This window comes from Kluyvera sp. 1366, assembly GCF_054823405.1.
This window is the reverse complement of sequence record NZ_JBTRDW010000001.1, coordinates 465807-482395: the sequence shown is the minus strand read 5'-3', so window position 1 is coordinate 482395 and position 16589 is coordinate 465807. Positions and strand designations below refer to the sequence as shown.

The window sequence follows — 16589 nt, the reverse complement described above, 5'->3', positions numbered from 1 at the left end:
CAGAATGTGATAAAACGTGGGGCAATTTTTAACGCAGGGTCGTCATTTATGACGGCCTGGCAAACCAGGGAGCAACCATGTCGCCACAAGTGGGAATCGGCGTTTTAGTTTTCCGCGATGGAAAACTGTTATTAGGGCAACGCAAAGGCAGCCACGGCGCGGGCGACTGGTCTGCGCCGGGCGGGCATCTGGAGTTTGGCGAATCGCCGGAAGCCTGCGCGCGTCGCGAAGTGCTGGAAGAAACCGGCTTACAGCTTGGTAAACTGCAAAACGGCGCGTTCGTTAGCGAAGTGTTTCCCGAGGTCAATAAGCACTACATTACGCTACTAATGGTGGCGCAGGACGCAATCGGTGAACCACAACTGATGGAGCCTGAAAAGTGCCACGGCTGGCAATGGTTCGCACCAGACAATCTGCCGCAACCGCTGTTTGCGCCGCTGCGCACATGGATGGCACGCGACGGATTGGCGGCGTTACAGGCGTTGGCAAAATCGACTTAGAGCACCAGTTTCATCACCGTAACATCTTCATCAGCAATCACGCGCTGCTCTACATCCTGCCAGCCGAAGCGGCGATAGAGCGCTTGTTGAGCCGGCGTATACAGCCACAACGCGGTGATCTCACGCTGACGCGCTTCGGTAATTAAGCGCGTTACCAAGTTACTCGCCAACCCTTTTCCACGATGTGCTGCGGCAGTAATGACTTCGCCGAGCCAAAACTCGCGCTCGGCGATATCGTGCAGTTCGTAATGGATAATGCTGGCGGTCGCCATTAATTCGCCGTCGCTTGTGGTGGCCACCAGCGTCAGCGTTTTGGCCTCGGCGGCATTGCGCGCCTGTAAACGCTGCTCAATCACTGCCGCATCGCGCTAGTTGGGGAAATCCGACCATTCGCGATGCAGCATTTGCGTCACCGCATCCAAAAACTGAGGCTGTTGCGCCAGCAGGCTGATGTGCATTCCGATTCCTCAAAGGTGACAGGCGAGAGTGACAACATAGCGATTAGTGATTGATATTGCCAAGTAAACTGCGTTCGATAATAGCGCCGGGCATCATCTGCTGAATACCTTGCTCCAGCATATCGCCCGCATGTTGCAATGCTTCGAGTGGCATCGCCGGTAATCGCTCCAGCACAAACCACATCTGCGTTTGCTCAATACTGAGACGCGTGCGCACACCTTGTCGCCAGTTCCAGCGACGACAAGTTACGCCTGCGTCATCCCGCCACACCACTTCGCCAGGTTCGGGAGATTCATGGCTCAATACGCCTTCTTTATAGACATCGAAGGGTTCGCTGCCATCGGCGCGCGTCAGCCGCGGGTTCCCCACGTAAGCGGCCACATTCTCACCACCAACCGGAATGGCGAAACGAATGCTCACCGCATTGTAGAGATCCACGATTGGATCGATGGCTGCCATTGATCCGTCGCGCTGCACGCGCTTGCGCAAGGCATCTGCCGAACAGGGCGTACGTTTCGGTTTGGCACCAAAATGTTTGAACATTTCCGCCCATTGCGTCAGATGTGCTTCTGCCCACGGAAAATCATCCTGCAGCACATCGCGACAAGATTGCGCTAAAGCTTCTTCACCAACTTGCGGACGCAACACTGGCGCAGCCTGAACTAAAATGCTGAGCGCGGTAAAGTCTGGCGCTAAAGCAGAAACGGAAGGATCGATTGACGGGCGAAAGGCGAACATAACATAATCCTGTAATGACTAATTTATTCCATAATAGTGACCGATGAAGACGAAAGTCAATAAATTGACCGAAACAGGTTCTGATATCGACTATGTCAGTGCCGCCGTTTCAGCCAGTGTCAAAAGTTTCCGCCAACAGCAAAAACTGTCGCTGGATGAGCTCTCGCGCCGTGCCGGCGTCAGTAAAGGCATGTTAGTTGAGATTGAAAAAGGCAGCGCGAACCCCAGCATCGCCATTTTGTGCAAAGTGGCGGCAGCGTTAGGAATATCGGTGGCCGATATTGTGAATGTCACCGCCGATCCGCTGGCGCATCTGGTTGCTGAAGAGGACATTCCAATACTTTGGCAAGGTGACAAGGGCGGAACGGCGCGTTTGCTGGCGGGCACGCAAGGCCCGGATATGATCGAGCTATGGCGTTGGGAGATGTTCCCCGGCGAACAGTTCGCCTCGCCGGGCCATCCGCAGCGCACTTACGAACTGCTGCATGTCGAGCAAGGTGAACTTACGTTGACGGTTGATGAACAGCAGTTGCAGGTGCCGCTCGGCAATTCAGCGGTGGCGAAAACCGCCGCACCGCACAGTTATGCGAACCTCGGCGAAGTGCCGCTGGTTTTCACCATGGCAGTCGCCGAAATTCACAGTTAACCCACTTCGTTCGCCAGCACCACCGCATCTTCGCCAGCTGGAATGCGCATCGGAGCATGCGGATCGGTCGCCGCACGCCACACCGCTTCCGCCACATCCAGCGCCTTGGTGTGCTGCATCGTGCTGAAAACGCCATCTAATAGCGGCTGATACGGCTCAAGCTGCGTGTTCTCCATGCGCGGCGAATCGCGCCTGACCACGCTTGTGCAGTTGGTGATGGATGAGTGCCGCGCACAGCGTCCGGCGCGTCATGTGGTACTGGAACGCTTGCTAGAGCTGCTGTTAATCGAAGCGCTGCGATCAATGCCGATCTGCAATGCGTGTCCGGGCGTGATGAGCGGTTAGCTGACGAACGGCTGGCGGCGGCAATCCGCGCCATTCATGCCAATCCTGCGCACAGCTGGACGATGGCCGAACTGGCGAAAGCCGCCGCGCTGTCACGTTCCTCTTTCTTTGTGCGTTTTCGTGAAGCGGTTGGCGTGGCGCCGATGGTCTACCTGCTGACGTGGCGCATGGCGCTGGCGAAAAATCTGCTGCGCGGCAAAAGCATGGCGGTGGCTGAAGTAGCAGAGCGCGTCGGCTATCGTTCCGCCAGCGCCTTCAGCGTGGCATTCAGTCGCTACGTCGGCCAGCCGCCAGCGTGGTACGCCGCCGAAGAGGATGTTTAGCGATAAAGCTTCAAATTGCCGGTTAAACGGGTAATTTTTTTCTTTGGACCGATCAAACCGAGCGCCACCAACTCAATCTGATCGCTGTGCGCGTCAGCAATACGCTCGCCATACTCTTCGTACGTTTTGCAGGATTGCGCCAGCGGCGCGTAGATGACGCCGGGATAATCAACGCCATCCTGGCTTTGCTGATTCGGCCCCACCAAATTTCCTGGTAATTTGCCAAAACTAATGCCGATAATGCTGGCAGCTTTCATTGCCAATCCGGCGGGCAGTTGCTGACAATCAAGATGGTGCAGCGATGGGTGTTTGCGTCGAAATCCATGTTGAGTATTTCACCTTGAGTGGGAATGCAAAAGTAAGCGATCGCTGGAGTATAAATTCCGCACATTTTGTAGCGGCGCGATTTATCGCGCAGTTGGAGATGCAGAGTATGTTTGTACTGCAGGAATTAAAGGGATTAGCGGCCTGGCATTTGGCTGAATAAAAGATTCGAATAAATCACAATGAATTCATGAGAGTTTTATTAAATCCCATATAGTTTACTTGATGTTTCAATATCATCATCTTTACGACTATTAGATCCGGGTAATTATAAAATCACCCTGGCTTAATTCCTAAATCCTTTCTCCCACCTCACAAATCCTTAACTCAAACTGGACGCTTGCCAGCTAAAGCGTAGATACTCATTTCACCCGATTTCAAACATTAAAAAGCTGAAACAAAATAATTCAATTAGTTAAACAAACCTAAAGCGTAGCGGTAATAATCCGTGCGCGTATTGTCTTTTCTCTGTTGAGGAAAACATTGTGTTTAAATTAAATCCGGTGTTACTAAGCCTTGTGGCTGCGCAAGGCGTGATGTTCCCTGTGTTGCCGACAACGGCAGCGATATTAAAGCCTTATACGCCTGAAATTAATGACAATAAGGTTGGTGCTTACTGTTTATGTAATGGCAGCACGCAAACGCTGAGCGGATTGCCGCAGTTCGCGCCGGGTGAAAACGGTACGGGCAGCGTAACGATTGGTGAGTTGCGCAATATTGGGCGAATTATCAATGACAACGTGATTGGCGCGGCGCGGCTGCAAATCGGTGCGCAGAATTACGCTATTGGCATCCCCAATTACGAAGAAAATACCTACACCACCTATCAGGTATTTAATACTGCAGAACTGGTTGATTTACCTGCTGTAGGTCTGGATACCGTCGTGCCAGATTATTTTGATGTAAACGACAAACAATATATCAACGCGCGTGTCGCTTCCGTCAGTAATGGCACGCTGAATATCGATATTGGCAAGCATAACGCGGCGGCGACGTCCTCCAGTAATAGCTGGTCGATGGCGGCTAAGCAAAGCCAGTTATTTACCGCCAGCAAAAAAGGCAATTTGAACTGGAATTCCAATAACCGTATCGCCTTCACCGCCGGCACCACGCCGTACGGTGGCGATCGCTTGGCTTACGATGTCGGCAACGTGGTGGAATACGCGGGTGTATTCACCGTCAATACACTGGATGGCGGCACTAAAACGTTCAACGTCACTAATCTCAATGAACTGCGCAATTACAACGACTGGCTGATCGATCAGCTCTCCAACGCCAACCTCAGCACCGAAAGTTACAACACAGAATTCAATAAGGCCTACGCGCTGCGCGAAGGACGCGTGGTGTATCGCATGAGCACCAACAACTTCGATGATGAAGTGGCGCTACCGATATTCGATCAGGTGGTGCTTAGCGCCGATGGTCCGAAGGCAACAGTGAAAATCAATCGCGGCAAAACGCTGGAAGTGGTGAACAGCAACAGCGCGGTGATGCGTGCCAGCAACGGGGCGAAGGCGATAGTCGATGGCAAACTCGCCAGCACCGGTTCTGGCCTCGAGTTGCTTAGCGGCGCGCGCGGCTTCAACAACGGCGTTATTAACGCCGGTTTTCTTAATAACGCCAATGGCAAAGGCGTCGATAGCAGCACGGTTGGCGCGGGCGGCAGCGCGGTCGACGTCAGTTATGAAAGTCGCTTTATCAATCGTGGCGTGATCAACCTGCAACCCGGCGCGGGCTTCAGTACCGGCATCAATGCCTACAACAGCAAAGTGGTTAACCACGGCAACATCAACGTTGGCGTCAGCGATGTCAGCAGCGGCGGCACGGCGGCGGGCGTCTTGCTGAGCAGCGATGGCAAAGGCGGTTTCGTTAACGCCAAAGACGGCCTCATCTACATCGGGCGCACACCGCAAAATCGCAAAAATGATCCCACCGAAGATGTCGCCGTCAATCTAAGTGGCGGCGCCAGCGGCATCTATCAATTCCTTGATTCCAAAGCCGTGAATAATGGCCACATCGTTATTGGATCCAAAGTGCAAAACGCGGCAGGGATGAAGGTGGAACTCGCGCCTCACGCGGTCACGCTGAACAATGGCGTCATCGACGTTAACGGCAAGGCGCAAGTTCAACCCGCCGAGAACGTTGGCATGTTGGTGCTCGATTCGGGCAGCCTCGGCAAGGTTGGCAATATCGGCACCATCAATGTCAACGGCTACAACAGCACTGGCCTAAAAGTCTTCGCGCGCGATGGCAATGACTCCGTGGCATTTTCCAGCGGCGCGATCAGCGTGCCTGGCGATGGCGATCGGTTTGTTAATTCCTTTAACACGGCGGTATGGGTGAAGGGCGATCCGGGCGGCACGGCTTACGCGAAACTGACCGGACCGATCCGGCTCGGCGGAAGCTCGAATATTGGTATTCGTGCCGAAGGGCTTGCGGTGGTTGATGTCAGCGCTAATGCGGTGCCGCTATCCGTGCCTGATCCCAACGTGTATACCGCACGGCATATCAGTTTTTACACCCTTGGCCCCAACGCCAGAATCAACTTGCCCGCCAACGGCAGCTACAGCGCAACCGTGCCGTACGGCAATATTTTCCGCGTTGCAGATGGGGCAGATTTTGACGGCACCGGCCGCACGCTTTCCATGAACAACTCGTTCTCCACGGGCGTGTACGGCAGCGGTGAGTTCACCGACGTCAACACCAATGGCGCGACCTTCAACGTTGCCGGCAATTACGCGCGTGCTATTGAGATCAGTGATGGCGCGCACGCCACCATTGATGCGGCGACCCGCATCAGGCTGCTCAGCAATGGCGCGACCGGCGCGGTGGCGGATGGCAATAAATTCACCCTGACAGGCGACCCGATCAATCCGCAAACCCAGTTCAATCCCGATACGCTGCTGGTCAACCATGCGGCGCTCAGCGGCGTTGCTGATAATCAACAGGCGCTGGTTGTCACGAATCACGCCCAGTTGATCAATACCGGCGATATCACCTTAGGCGGTCAGAGCACCAACGGTATTTATGCGCAAAATGGTGCCTTTGCCTTCAACCGTGGCGATGTCACCGTGACGCGCAGCAGCACCGGCCTGTATGCGTATGGCAATCCCGAATACACCGATGGCGTAACGCCGACGGAAGTTATCAATATTGGTTTGCTCAATGTGTATAACCTGGATGCCGAGAGTTTCTCACCCAGCAGAGGATTGATCTCCTATCATGAGCTGGCGCGCTTCTATCAAAACGGCACCATCAATTTGTTTGGCTCAAACGCGCTGGCGGGCGCGGTGTTTGCCGGTGGACTGCTTGATTTAGGTGATGGCAATCGCGTGGTGTTCCACGACAGGAACCAATACGGTTTTCGCGCGGCGGATCCCGGCACGCGTTTGATCAGCCACGGCGGCAGCATTGATGTCAGCACTGAAAACTCAAGGCTATACGAGATTGTCAACGGCGCGTGGCTGTATGCCGAAACGCCAGGCAATGTAACGCTCAGCGGGGAAAACAGCACTGGCATGGAGGTGAGCGGATACGACGCGATGGTTTCCCGCACCGACAATTACACCGTGACCGGCAAAAATGCCACCGTGATGCGCGTCAGCGGCAGCGCTGAGGGCGTGATCACCAGCGGCATTGCCCTGAATGGCGAAAGCGGCACTGCGGCGGTGGTCGGCGGCGATGAGTCGGAAATCTACGCCGCCTCGCGAATCACCGGTAACGGCAGCAATAGCACCGCTTTTGATGTGAGCGGTGGCGCACGGTTGTTTAATCAGTATCAAGGCGTCGTCGATCTCACCGGACCAAACAGCACAGGCGCGCGCGTGCATGACGGCGGTAACTTCATTAACCGTGGCAGCATGCGTATCGCGTCGGGTATCGGTGTGGACGTCAGCAGCGGCTACGGTCAATACGTACCGGTGGACAGTTCCCTGCGCGTTGATGAGGGCACCGCAGCGTTACGCGTTGGCAACGGCGGCTGGCTGAAAATCTACGGCGACGGGCAGGGCGCGAGCAATATTTATGCGATGGGCAAAGCCGATGGCTTGTTGCTGGATCATGGCGCGCAGGGCTTGGAAGCCAACGACATCATCCTCGGCGCTTATGGCAGCGGCAGCGTAATCAACAACCGCGCGGAAACCAGCAATATCTCGCTGGATAACGTGATGCTCGATGTGAGCGGCGGCAACGGCGTGCGTTCGGCGACCTCGTTCGATCCCAATGGTCGCGCGTTGATTAACGTCAGCGGCGGCGCTACCGGTTATCGCTTCGAAAATGCCGATGGCTCAACCACCAGCAACGATCTGGTGATCGGCAAGGATTACGCCATTCTGGTTTCCGGCCAGGGTACCGGCGTTCGCGCTAACACCAGCGGCAAAGTGATTTCGCAGGGCTCAATTGGCATTCGCGATTTCAACGGCGGTTCGGCGATCGTCACCAGCACCGCCAGCCAGGTGATCAATCAGGGTTCGATTGCCTCACTCAGCCGCGTCTCTCCGCTGATCGATCTGCGCGGTGGCGATACGGTATTTATCAACCAGGGCACCATCTCCGCGCCGTTCCCGGATCAGGTCGTCGTAGCCGGAGGCGCAGGCAATGATGTGATCGCGCTGCTCGATGGCGCGGTGGTCGGCGATGTGAATACCGGCAGCGGCAGCGATGAACTGGTGGTGACCGGCGGCACGCTGAACGGCAGCCTGACGATGGGCAATGGTGCGGCGAATCAGGCAACGGTGCAGAGAGTCAGCCTGGCCGATACCCGTCACATCACCACCGAAAACGGCGCTGGCAGCACGCTCAATCTCAGCGAACTGACGGCGCGCGGCGGCTCGTTTACCCGCGATGATGTCAGCAAAGGCACCAACCTCGGCGCGGGCTGGAGCACGCTCAACTTCTTCGCCACCCAGTGGACGCTAACCGACAACATCAAGCTAGCGCACAGCACCATCAATATCGACGCCGGCAGTACGCTGTTTGCCGGTGATAACGTCAATCCGCTGCTGCAAGGCGCGACCGATGATTCGCTGGTGGTAAATAACGCCGGTACGCTGGATCTCACTAACGGCGGCAACGCGGCGGCGAATGTTTTAACCATTGATGGCCAACTGGCATCGGCGGGCGGCAGCCTGAAACTCAACTCTACCGCCACGCAGAGCGACAACCTGCGCGTAAACGGCAATGTGTCGGGCACCACCTTGATCGACGATACGCTGATCGGCGGCCCGCAGCTGGATAGCAATCGCGATGGCGTGATTGCCGCCAGCGAAGGTGTGTCGCTGGCGCAGGTAACCGGCAGCGCCAGCGCATCCAGTTTTGTGCTCAAGAGCGGCTATGTGGCGTCCGGGCCGTGGCAATATGGTTTGGCCAGCTTCGCGCCGGGCAGTTCAGCATCCGGTGCGTGGGATTATCGACTCGCTAACACCTTTGTCTGTGAAGACGGTTCGCTGTGCCAGCCACAAGCGGGCAGCAATCAGCGTGCCGCGCGGCTGGCCGTGACGCCGCAGGTGCCGTCCTACATCTCCGCGCCGGTGGGTTTGGCGTATTACTCGCTGGCGGTGACCGACGATCTGCATAAACGTCTTGGCGAACTGCGTCAGCAGCAAACCGCATCCGATGCCGTGGGCGGCGAGATGTTTATCCGCTATCTCGGCTCCAACCTGAAGTATCAAAGCAATCGCGGTTTGGCCGATTACGGCTATGACTTCGATCTGGATTACAGCGCGGTACAGCTGGGCGGCAACGTACTGCGCGCCGACGGCCCACAAGACAGCTTGCGCGGCGGCGTGGCCTACACGCGTGGCAACACGCGCATTCGTCCTCATGCAGCCGACGGTTACAGCTCCACCAGTTTCGACAGCGATAGCATTTCGCTGTACGGCACCTGGCTGCGCGACAGCGGATTCTACCTCGATGGCTCGCTGAGTTGGGGTTGGTATCGCGGTGAAACCGACATCGCCCGGCAGAAAGAGGTGGCAACACCGAAAGGCAAAGGCTGGACGGCGTCGGTGGAATCGGGCTATCCGTTCACCTTCGCCAACGGCGTGCGCCTTGAACCGCAGGCGCAAATCACCTGGCTGCAGATGAAGATGGACAGCTTCACCGATCAAGATCGTACGCGTGTGTCGTACAACGATTACGATCAAACCATCGGACGACTCGGCGCGCGCCTCGATCGCACCTGGCTGGATACCAGCCAGAACGCCTATACGCCGTACGTTCGCGCCAACTACTACAAAGGCTGGGGCGGCACCGCGAAAACCAAAATCGGTGCGGCGGATACTGAAGGCAGTCAAATCTTCGAAAGTGGCAAGTTTGGGCAGATGTGGGACGTTGGTTTAGGCGGCAGCGCCACGCTGAATAACGACGTTGCGCTGTATGCCGAAGCCGATTACCGCAAAGAGATCGACGGCAACGGCGCCAAAGGCTGGCGCTATAACGCGGGCGTGAGGTGGTCGTTTTAAAATTCAGCCTGTCCATCGCGCATGCTGAACTCTTCAGCATGCGCGATACGCCTTATGCTGGTGTGCGTCAAGATAAGTTGTTTTCAATCCCTCAAGGATGAGGGGTTAGAGGCGACTTAATGCCTGGGGACCAAAATCATTAGCCGTGCACTTGCTGCGTGCGCCGATCTCTTACCGTGACATACAAAAACGCCAGCACGAACAGCGCCGCGTAGATCACCACAATGGTTGGGCCCGGCGCGCTGTCGAGGAAGAACGAGGCGTACACGCCGCTGAAACCTGTCACCACCGCAATGCCAATCGCCAGCAACATCACCTGCACGAAACGACGTGCCAGCAGTAAAGCGATAGCGCCAGGCGCGATCAGCATGGAAATTGACAAAATCACGCCCACCGATTTCAGCGCAGCGACGATGGTTAACGAGATTAAACACAACAAGCCGTAATGCATCAGTTTGCCGTTGATGCCGCAGGCGCGCGCCTGATTGGGATCGAACGCGTGCAGCAGTAAATCTCGCCATTTGATGCCAATCAACAGGCTAACAATCAGCGCGATAGCCGATGTCTGGATAATATCCGCCAGGCTGATGCCCAACATATCGCCGAACAAGATGTGGTCGAGATGCACTTCGGGCTGCAATTTCAGATACAGCACCAAACCGGCGCCAAACATGCCGGAGAAGACGATGCCCATTACCGTATCGGGTTTGATGCGGCTGTTCTCACTGATGTAGCCGGTAGCGACGGCGCACACCATGCCTGCGACAAACGCGCCGATGGCGTACGGCAAACCAATCAGCCAGGCGATCACCACGCCAGGAAATACCGCGTGGCTCATCGCATCACCGAGCAATGACCAACCTTTCAGCACCAGAAACGCCGACAGCATCGCGCACGGCAGCGACAGTACCAAGGTGGTGATCAGCGCCATGTTCATAAATTCGAACTGGAACGGACTCAACAATAATTCAGCCATTTACGCCGTCCTCCATGGTCTGACGCGCACGGCGTCGCGAAGCCAGCACGCCATGTTTTGGCGCGAAGACAAAGGCCACTAAAAAGACCAGCGTTTGCGCGACCACAATCACGCCGCCGGTCGCGCCATCGAGGAAGTAGCTGCTCCATGCGCCGAGGAAACTGGTGACGCTGCCGATGGTCACGGCGATCAGCAACAGGCGCGGAAAACGATCGGTCAACAGATAGGCGGTGGCGCCGGGCGTCACCACCAGACAAATCACCATAAAGGCACCGACGGTTTGCAGCGCGGCGACGGTGGACGCCGAGAGCAGGGCAAAGAACAGGATCTTCAGTCGCAGCGTATTCAAACCGAGCGAGCGCGCGTGGCTCTCGTCGAAGAAGGTCACCATCAGGTCTTTCCACTTCAGCAGCAGAATGGTCAGGGTGATAAAGCCAATCGCACCGAGCTGCCAGATATCGGCGGGCGCGACCGACAAAATATTGCCCAGCACGATGGTTTGAATATTCACCGACGTGGGATTGAGTGAAACCAGAAACAGGCCGATGCCGAAAAACGACGAGAAGATCAGGCCGATAATGGCATCTTCTTTTAAGCGTGTGCGCTGATTGAGAAACAGCATGCTGCCCGCCGCCAGCCCGCCGGAGAGAAACGCGCCGAGGGAAAAGGGCAGTCCGAGCATGTACGCGCCCGCCACGCCGGGCACAATTGAGTGCGACAGCGCATCACCGATCAGTGACCAGCCTTTCAGCATCAGGAAGCAGGAGAGAAAGGCGCAAATCGCGCCGACCAGCGCTGCGATCCACATCGCATTCAGCATGTATTGATAGCCAAACGGTTCAATAATCCACGACATGGTTCGCTCCCCGGTCAGGATTTTTGTCTTTCATCAGCTGCATTAACACCGCGTTACGCTCATGCAGCGCGCCATCAAAGGTCTGCGCCAGATTATCGGCGGTGAAGGTGTCATGCAGCAGGCCGCTCGCCAGCACGGTATTTTTTACCAGCACGCAGCGATCGCAGAAATCAGGGATGGCGTTGAGATCGTGAGTGGAAACCAGCATGGTGCGGCCTTCGTCGCGCAGCTCTTTTAGCAGGGCGATGATCGCGGCTTCGGTTTTGACGTCCACGCCGGTAAACGGCTCATCCAGCAGGATAATCTGACCACTTTGTGCCAGCGCGCGTGCCAGAAAAACGCGTTTTTTCTGCCCCCCCGACAGCTCGCCAATCTGACGGTGGCGATAAGCGCTCATGCCCACGCGCTCCAGCGCTTGATCAACGCTGAGTTTATCGGCGGCACGCGGAATACGCAGCATGCCCATATAGCCGTAACGGCCCATCATCACCACATCTTCCACCAGCACCGGGAAGCTCCAGTCCACTTCCTCGGACTGCGGAACATAGGAAACGATGTTGTGTTTGAGGGCCTTATTGGCCGGTAAACCCGCTAGCGTTACCGCGCCCGAGGAGAGCGGCACAAATCCCATGATCGCTTTGAACAGTGTGGATTTGCCGGAGCCGTTAACGCCAATCAACGCGGTAATGCTGCCTGCGGGCACGCTGAAAGAGGCTTTACGCAGCGCCGTGTGGCCGTTGCGGTAGGTAACACCCACATTCTCGACGATTAATCCTGCGGCTGGGTTCATTTCTGACTTCCTTCTGTGATGCCTTTCACCACGGTTTCGGTGGTGACGCGCAGCAGATCCAGATAGGTCGGCACCGGGCCATCGCTGTTGCTCAGCGAATCGACGTACAACACGCCACCGTAATGAATGCCGGCTTCACGCGCCACTTGCTGAGCGGGTTTGGCAGAGATGGTGCTTTCACTAAAGATGGCAGGAATTTGATGATCGCGCACCGCATCGATCACCTTACGCACCTGCTGCGGGGTGCCTTGCTGATCGGCGTTAATCGGCCATAAATAGAGCTCTTTCAGACCGAAATCGCGCGCCAGATAAGAGAAGGCACCTTCACTGGTCACCAGCCAGCGTTTATCGGCGGGAAGCTTGTCGACAGCGGCACGCATCGGCGCGATGGTTTGCTGAATCTGCGCTTTGTAACGCTCAGCGTTGGCCTGATAAATTGCGGCATTGGCGGGATCGTATTTCTGCAGCGCGTTGCGTATGTTATCGACGTAGATCAGCGCGTTATCCGGCGACATCCACGCATGCGGATTCGGTTTACCGTTGTACGGACCTTCAGTAATGCCCATCGGCTCAATGCCTTGCGTCACGGTGACCTGCGGCACATCGTTAAGACGCTGGTAAAACCGGCTGAACCACAGTTCCAGATTAAAGCCGTTTACCAAAATCAGATTGGCACCCTGCGCGCGACGAATATCGCCTGGCGTGGGTTGGTATTCGTGGATTTCTGCGCCGGTTTTGGTAATCGACGTCACGTCCGCCGCATCGCCCGCGACGTTTTTCGCCATATCGGCGATCACCGTAAAGGTGGTGACCACTTTGAGTTTTTCAGCCGCTGACGCGGTAAATGCGCTGAGTGACAACAGAACGGCAATCGCAGGCAAAAGGCGTTGAGTGAACATGATCATCTCCAGAGTAATATAGCCAATGCTATAATATATAGCTGATGCTATCTATATGAGTCATTTTTGTTCACAACGCCAGTGTAAAGACAAAAATTTACGAAAGGGGCAAGTGTCATAAAGACGGAATTAAACGGCATTTCCCCTGAAACACTAAATATGGTTACATCAACAAAAAGCGGACAGGATTTAAGACGATGCGCATCAAAATCAATGCAGTAGCAGACAGTGAACGCTTTCCCGAATCCGTTGATGTGATTGTGATTGGCGGCGGCATCATTGGCACGTCAGTGAGTTACGAACTGGCAAAGCAGGGCGTTTCCGTGGCGCTGTTTGAGAAGGGCGTGATCGGCGGCGAGCAATCCGGCCGCAACTGGGGCTGGGTTCGCCAGCAAAACCGCGACCTGTACGAACTGCCGATGGCGATGCGCAGTTTGCAGCGCTGGGACGAGTTGAGCAGTGAAATTGGCCTCGATCTCGGCTTCTCGCGGCAGGGCATTACTTACGGCACGCAGAGTGAAAGCGATCTGGCGCGCTGGGAAGCGTGGGGCAAGCAGGCGCAGCAACTGGGTTTCGTCAGCCATTTGATGACCGCAAAAGAGACGCGCGAGCGCATCGGCAACAATGCGCCGTGGATTGGCGGCGTGTGGTCGCCCAGCGATGGTCGCGCAGAGCCGTCTCTGGCAGCGCCGGCGATGGCGACTGGCGCGAAAAATCTCGGCGCATCCATCCAGCAAAACTGCGCGGTGCGCGGCCTCGATGTATCTGGCGGACGCGTCACCGGCGTCTGGACCGAGCGCGGCCTGGTGAAAGCTAACCGTGTAATCTGCTGCGGCGGCGCGTGGAGTTCGCGCTTCTGCAAGCAATATGGCATCGAACTGCCGAGCGCCAATATTCTGGGCACCGCGTTCAAAACCACGGCGGCGCCTGAAGTGATCAAAGGCTGTCTCAGCACCGGCGGGTTGTGTATTCGCCGTCGTCAGGATGGCAGCTACACCGTGGCGCTCGCCGGACGCGGGCAGATTGATCTCGCGCCGCAAAATATCCGTTACGCCACCAGGTTCTATGCGATGTATCGCAGCAAGATCGCTAAGAAGCTCAAGGTGCGCATCAACGGCTCGTTCTTCAACGGCCCGGAAGCCGCCGGTTCGTGGTCCAATCAAAGCGAGTCGCCGTTCGAGAAGATCCGCACCCTCGATCCGGCAGCGGATAACGGCATTGTGCAGGAAGCGATGCAGGCGCTGGTGCAGCTCTATCCGGAGTTGAACGGCATTAAGGTGGATTACGCGTGGGGCGGGTGGATCGATACCACGCCGGATTTGGTGCCGGTGATTGATAAGATGACGAGCATACCGGGTTTGTTTATCGCCTCCGGCTTCAGCGGCCACGGTTTTGGTATTGGGCCAGGCGCAGGCTTGTTGTGCGCGCAGATGGTCAATAACAAACCGCTGTTCACTGATGTGAAGCCGTACAGCCTGGCGCGGTTCGCCAAAGGTCAGGCGATCCGTGAACCGCAGATGATGTGAGGGTGGGCCGGTGCGCGTTGTTGCACACCGGCCGAACATTACACATCCAACCGATGAATCACGTTCACAAACTCATGTACGCCACTGTTAATTTCTCGCAGGCTGCGTGACAACACGCTGATTTTATCCTGCTCGGTCACCACAAACTGCTTGACCTCATTAAGCTGCTGCTCCATTTGCGCAATCAGGCTGGCGTTGTGTTCCACCACTTGCGTGATCTGCTTCGTCGCGCTGGAGGTGGATGCCGCCAAACGTCGTACTTCGCCCGCCACCACGCTGAATCCGCGTCCCGCTTCACCGGCGCGCGCAGACTCAATTGCCGCATTCAGCGCCAGAATATTGGTTTGTGAGGCAATCAGGTTGATGGTCTCGACCACTTCGCTAATGCTTTTCGCCGAGGCGTTAAGCTCGCCCCCGATCGCCGTTGCTGCATTAACCTGCAGCGCCACCAACCCTGAATTGCGGATGGTTTCGTCCAGTACCTCGTTGGCGTTGTCGGTAATTTGTGACGTTTCTTCAGAGGTCGTCAGCGCGATGTCGGCCACGCGCTTGGCGGCTTCCACGCGCGCGGTGATATCTGAGGCGATTTTGATCACCTTGTACACCTTGCCATCGGCGTCATAAACCGGGTTGTAGCTGGCCTCAAGCCAGATGCGTTCGCCGCCGGCGGTTTTGCGTTCGAAGCGGCCGACAAAGTGCTGGCCTTTGGCCATCTTGCGCCAGAAGTCGGGATTTTCACTATAGAAGTTATCGAAGCAGAACATGCGATGATGCTGCCCCACAACCGCAGCTAGCTCATATCCCATGTGCTTGAGGAAGTTATTGTTGGCCGTGAGGATTTGTCCGTCCGGCGTGAACTCAATCACCGCCATGGAGAGATCCAGCGCGGTGATCACCGCTTCTTTATGCTCCAGCTCCTGATGACGTTCTGTGATATCCGATGCCACCTTGATCACTTTGTAAACCTGGCCTTTGTCATCGCTCACCGGGAAGTAGGTGGCGCTGAGATAGAAACGCTGACCTAGCTTATTGAAGCGCTCAAAAATGCCGGTCACCGATTCGCCAGACGCCAGCGTTTGCCAGAAGGCGAGATAGCGCGAGGATTGGCTGTGTTGCGGGCTGCAGAAGAGGCGGTGATGCTTCCCCTGAATCTCATTCAACTGGTAGCCGGTGGTGGCAAGGAAGAGGTGATTGGCGGTGAGAATCTCGCCGTTAGGCGTAAATTCAATCCATGCCACATGCTGTTTGATCGCATTGATATCTTTAGCCACATCGCCACTTTTATAAAACGGCAAAGAAAGACTCGACTTTTTCACACCAAACATGGGAAGCCTCAGGTGATTATTGTGCTGTTGAACGTAATGCGTGCAGTGCAAAATTGGTCACGCTCAACATGCGTCACCTGAGCTGCCCGCAGATTCCCCTTCGCCGTACACTTAAGTGTCTCTGTGCGCCGCAGCGCCGCACGGGGTATGTAATTAACCTACCTGATGTTTTCAAATGTAGCGCTCAGAGCGTACTCGCACTCCGCAACACTAGTTATCGGCGGCCTTATTTAAAGGTTTAATTTAAATGCATGTAAAAGGGCTGTTAATAAACTTGAGTTTATTTGCCGCTGCAAACTGGCATAACGCCCCCTTCCTGACTAAATAGTTAAACGTCCTTGATATTTTCTTAACGCATTCCTGATGCGATGTTGCGGGTTCGCTTGATGCGCGGACCTTACCTTTTGCCGGTCAGACGCTG

The 16589-nt window shown here is 55.9% G+C and carries 14 protein-coding genes and 1 pseudogene; 6 read left to right on the top strand and 9 right to left on the bottom strand.

The genetic code is table 11. From position 1 onward, the window contains the following. Positions 1-77 precede the first annotated feature (77 nt). Positions 78-500 carry a nucleotide triphosphate diphosphatase NUDT15 gene (locus ACVLVH_RS02270; protein WP_498948591.1) on the top strand — a complete coding sequence of 141 codons (423 nt, stop codon included), beginning with the start codon at positions 78-80 and terminating at the stop codon, positions 498-500. Here the strand turns inward: ACVLVH_RS02270 and ACVLVH_RS02265 are convergent. Together ACVLVH_RS02265 and ACVLVH_RS02260 are read right to left on the bottom strand one after the other, a co-directional pair. Next, positions 497-856 (bottom strand): GNAT family N-acetyltransferase, encoded by a 360-nt coding sequence (locus ACVLVH_RS02265; protein ID WP_370581432.1) that lies wholly within the window; start codon positions 854-856, stop codon positions 497-499. The two genes, ACVLVH_RS02270 and ACVLVH_RS02265, sit on opposite strands and share 4 nt — an antisense overlap. 145 nt (positions 857-1001) lie before the next feature. After that, positions 1002-1697 carry a B3/B4 domain-containing protein gene (locus ACVLVH_RS02260; protein WP_192412907.1) on the bottom strand — a complete coding sequence of 232 codons (696 nt, stop codon included), beginning with the start codon at positions 1695-1697 and terminating at the stop codon, positions 1002-1004. Between the two features lie 43 nt (positions 1698-1740). On the opposite strand from ACVLVH_RS02260, the gene ACVLVH_RS02255 reads away from it, so the two are divergent. Then, entirely contained in the window at positions 1741-2343 is a 603-nt protein-coding gene (locus ACVLVH_RS02255; protein ID WP_192412909.1) for a helix-turn-helix domain-containing protein, read from the top strand. Here the strand turns inward: ACVLVH_RS02255 and ACVLVH_RS02250 are convergent. After that, the gene (locus ACVLVH_RS02250; protein WP_370581433.1) at positions 2340-2519 is read right to left on the bottom strand and encodes a hypothetical protein; all 180 of its coding nucleotides are present in this window, start codon (positions 2517-2519) and stop codon (positions 2340-2342) included. The genes ACVLVH_RS02255 and ACVLVH_RS02250 overlap by 4 nt on opposite strands. Here ACVLVH_RS02250 and ACVLVH_RS02245 point away from each other — a divergent pair. Next, the gene (locus ACVLVH_RS02245; protein ID WP_225608252.1) at positions 2518-2688 is read left to right on the top strand and encodes a cupin domain-containing protein; all 171 of its coding nucleotides are present in this window, start codon (positions 2518-2520) and stop codon (positions 2686-2688) included. The genes ACVLVH_RS02250 and ACVLVH_RS02245 overlap by 2 nt on opposite strands. Further along, a complete protein-coding gene (locus tag ACVLVH_RS02240) occupies positions 2664-3011 on the top strand; it encodes a helix-turn-helix domain-containing protein (protein WP_370581434.1) in 348 nt (115 codons plus the stop codon). Before ACVLVH_RS02245 ends, ACVLVH_RS02240 begins: the two co-directional genes overlap by 25 nt. On the opposite strand, the pseudogene ACVLVH_RS02235 reads toward ACVLVH_RS02240, so the two are convergent. Beyond that, positions 3008-3336: pseudogene (locus ACVLVH_RS02235) on the bottom strand (DUF2000 domain-containing protein). The gene ACVLVH_RS02240 and the pseudogene ACVLVH_RS02235 overlap by 4 nt on opposite strands. A 484-nt stretch (positions 3337-3820) precedes the next feature. Between ACVLVH_RS02235 and ACVLVH_RS02230 the strand changes: the two are divergent. Next, complete coding sequence (locus tag ACVLVH_RS02230) at positions 3821-9796, top strand: autotransporter outer membrane beta-barrel domain-containing protein (protein ID WP_498948589.1); 5976 nt, start codon at positions 3821-3823, stop codon at positions 9794-9796. A 139-nt stretch (positions 9797-9935) separates the two neighbouring features. Here the strand turns inward: ACVLVH_RS02230 and ACVLVH_RS02225 are convergent, their stop codons facing one another. From ACVLVH_RS02225 to ACVLVH_RS02210, 4 genes are read right to left on the bottom strand one after another with little or no spacing between them, the layout of a single operon-like run. Then, entirely contained in the window at positions 9936-10772 is an 837-nt protein-coding gene (locus tag ACVLVH_RS02225; RefSeq protein WP_277975324.1) for a metal ABC transporter permease, read from the bottom strand. Then, positions 10765-11628, bottom strand: coding sequence for an iron/manganese ABC transporter permease subunit SitC (gene sitC / locus ACVLVH_RS02220; RefSeq protein WP_101761431.1), 864 nt, complete (start codon positions 11626-11628; stop codon positions 10765-10767). Before sitC ends, ACVLVH_RS02225 begins: the two co-directional genes overlap by 8 nt. Beyond that, positions 11612-12418: a manganese/iron ABC transporter ATP-binding protein gene (locus tag ACVLVH_RS02215; protein ID WP_192234966.1), complete on the bottom strand. Its 807-nt coding sequence runs from the start codon at positions 12416-12418 to the stop codon at positions 11612-11614. The genes sitC and ACVLVH_RS02215 overlap by 17 nt, the downstream gene beginning before the upstream one ends. Then, positions 12415-13317, bottom strand: coding sequence for a metal ABC transporter substrate-binding protein (locus ACVLVH_RS02210; RefSeq protein WP_101761433.1), 903 nt, complete (start codon positions 13315-13317; stop codon positions 12415-12417). Before ACVLVH_RS02210 ends, ACVLVH_RS02215 begins: the two co-directional genes overlap by 4 nt. 197 nt (positions 13318-13514) lie before the next feature. Here ACVLVH_RS02210 and ACVLVH_RS02205 point away from each other — a divergent pair, with 197 nt between their 5' ends. Beyond that, positions 13515-14843 (top strand): NAD(P)/FAD-dependent oxidoreductase, encoded by a 1329-nt coding sequence (locus tag ACVLVH_RS02205; RefSeq protein WP_309837651.1) that lies wholly within the window; start codon positions 13515-13517, stop codon positions 14841-14843. A 38-nt stretch (positions 14844-14881) separates the two neighbouring features. On the opposite strand, the gene ACVLVH_RS02200 is transcribed toward ACVLVH_RS02205, so the two are convergent. Next, on the bottom strand, positions 14882-16168 hold the full coding sequence (locus tag ACVLVH_RS02200; protein WP_101761435.1) for a methyl-accepting chemotaxis protein: 1287 nt from the start codon (positions 16166-16168) through the stop codon (positions 14882-14884). Positions 16169-16589 lie beyond the last annotated feature (421 nt).